The following is a 2,469-nucleotide window of genomic DNA, read 5'->3' on the forward strand; positions in this document are numbered from 1 at the left end:
TGTGAACAGGCATGCAATTTTGACCCCGTAGCGGGGTGATCGGCATCCAAAAATGACCCCCTTACACTGATGTGGATAATGCCCCCCGAGGCCATCGGGGAGCGCAGTGTAGGATGTTGGTAGTGGAGACGATTGCGAAGATCAGGCGGGCGTATTTTCAAGACAAGAAGTCGATCAAGCAGATCTGTCGAGAGCTGCGGGTATCGCGGAACACGGTTCGCAAGGTGATCCGTTCCGGTGCGACGGAACTCACCTACGAGCGGACCATTCAACCGTTGCCGAAGATCGGGCCCTGGAAAGACATGCTCGACGAGATGCTGACGGTGAACTCACGGAAGCCCAAGCGCGAGAGGCTGACCCGGATCAGGATTTTCGAGGAACTCAGAGCCCTCGGATATGACGGCGGCTACGATGCTGTCCGGCGCTACGCGGCCTCGTGGTCCAAGGAGGAAGAGGAGGCAACGGCCGCTGCCTATGTGCCGCTGACCTTCGATCCCGGTGAGGCCTACCAGTTCGACTGGAGCCATGAGATCGTAGTGATCGATGGCGCGACGACCACGGTGAAGGTGGCGCACGTCCGTCTCTGCCACAGCCGGATGCTGTTCGTGCGGGCCTATCCGCGCGAGACGCAGGAGATGGTGTTTGATGCGCACGACAAAGCCTTTGCCTTCTTCGGTGGAGCCTGCGCGCGGGGCATCTACGACAACATGAAGACCGCAGTAGACACGATCTTCGTCGGCCGCGACCGCGCCTACAACCGGCGGTTCCAGCAGATGTGCGGGCATTACCTCGTCGATCCTGTCGCCTGCACCCCGGCATCCGGCTGGGAGAAGGGACAGGTCGAGAACCAGGTCGGCGTTGTCCGACGACGGTTCTTCGTGCCCCGGCCGAAGTTCAAGAGCTACGCCGAACTCAACGCTTGGCTCAAGGATCGCTGTGTTGCCTGGGCCCAGTCCAACCCGCACCCCGAGCTCCGGGATCGGACAACTTGGGAGGTCTTCGAGCAAGAACGCGCCAGCCTGGTGCCGTATGTCGGCCCCTTCAACGGCTTCCACGCGCTGCCTGCCTCGGTGTCCAAAACCTGCCTCGTCCGGTTCGACAAGAACCGCTACTCCGTGGATGGCCGCGCCGTCGGTCGACCTGTCGAGATCCGTGCCTATGCCGAGCGGGTCGAGTTCTGGCAGGACGGCAAAATCGTGGGGCAGCACGCTCGAGCCTTCGGGCGCGACAAGGCCATCTATGACCCGCTGCACTACATCCCTGTTCTGGCTCGCAAACCGGGCGCGCTCAGGAATGGCGCGCCCTTTAAGGACTGGGACCTGCCGCCAGCGATAAGGCGTGTGCAGCGCAAGCTTGGCAAGGTGCCGAACGGTGACAAGCAGATGGTCCAGATCCTGAGCATGATCCCAATCGACGGGCTGGATGCGGTGGATTCTGCCTGCGCCGAAGCCCTGAACGAAGGGGTTCCCGCGGCCTCGGTCGTCATCAACATCCTAGCCCGACATCGGGAGCCTCCCCCGCCACTGACCATCGATACGCCGGCCGCATTGCGACTGACCTGCGAGCCCGTCGCCGATTGCAAACGCTATGACAGCCTAAGGAGACCCAACCATGGAAAGATCACAGGTGCTGGAGGCGATGAGCCAGCTGAAGCTCTACGGCATGAAAGCCGCTTACGATGAGATCATCACCACAGCGGTGAAGCGCCAGCACGAACCGCAACAGATCGTCGGTGATCTGCTGAACGCCGAGATCAGCGAGAAGCAGGCGCGCTCGATCAAATACCAGATGACGATTGCCAAGCTGCCACTGGCCAAGGAGGTCGATGAGTTCAGCTTCGAGAATACGCCGGTCAACGAAACGCTGGTGCGTGATCTGACCTCCGGAGAGTTCCTTGAGCATCAACGCAACGTCGTGCTGATCGGCGGCACCGGGACCGGCAAATCCCATCTTGCAGTAGGCATCGCCAGGGCCTGCATCCGCCGTGGCAAGCGCGGCCGCTTCTTCAACGTCGTCGACCTCGTGAACAAACTCGACGCCGAAGCTCGCGCTGATCGCCAAGGGCGCACTGCGGATCTCTTGGGCCGCCTCGACTTCCTGATCCTCGACGAGCTCGGCTACCTCCCCTTCGCGCAAACCGGCGGCCAGCTCCTGTTCCACCTCGTCAGTCGTCTCTACGAGCGCACATCAATCATCGTGACGACCAACCTCGACTTCGGTGAATGGCCATCGGTCTTCGGAGACGCCAAGATGACGACAGCGCTACTCGATCGTCTTACCCACCACTGTGACATCGTCGAAACCGGCAACGAAAGCTGGCGCTTCAAGACCCGCGAATGACCAAAACCCCGCTGGCCCGATACGGCTGCGCTGTATGAGGGCTACACCGCATCGGGCCAGCTACCCGAGCGCTCCGAGGGGGTTATTTTTGCATGCCGATAGGGGGTCAAGTTTGCGTGCCGATTGACA

Annotated in this window: 2 protein-coding genes; both read left to right on the plus strand. The window is 61.2% G+C overall.

Annotation, left to right across the window (positions count from 1 at the left end):
- Positions 1-113: 113 nt before the first annotated feature.
- The gene (istA, locus tag PVW51_RS24125) at positions 114-1,682 is read left to right on the plus strand and encodes an IS21 family transposase (RefSeq protein WP_274578224.1); all 1,569 of its coding nucleotides are present in this window, start codon (positions 114-116) and stop codon (positions 1,680-1,682) included.
- Positions 1,612-2,340 carry an IS21-like element ISPkr1 family helper ATPase IstB gene (istB, locus tag PVW51_RS24130; protein WP_231036734.1) on the plus strand — a complete coding sequence of 243 codons (729 nt, stop codon included), beginning with the start codon at positions 1,612-1,614 and terminating at the stop codon, positions 2,338-2,340. The genes istA and istB overlap by 71 nt, the downstream gene beginning before the upstream one ends.
- Positions 2,341-2,469: the final 129 nt, after the last annotated feature.

Source organism: Sulfitobacter sp. PR48 (genome assembly GCF_028807335.1).
GTDB lineage: Bacteria > Pseudomonadota > Alphaproteobacteria > Rhodobacterales > Rhodobacteraceae > Sulfitobacter.

What these genes read in the sequence shown, in the direction of transcription:
- istA (WP_274578224.1), top strand. Translation starts at nt 114, where the DNA reads ATGTTGGTAGTGGAGACGATTGCGAAGATCAGGCGGGCGTATTTTCAA.
- istB (WP_231036734.1), top strand. Translation starts at nt 1,612, where the DNA reads ATGGAAAGATCACAGGTGCTGGAGGCGATGAGCCAGCTGAAGCTCTAC.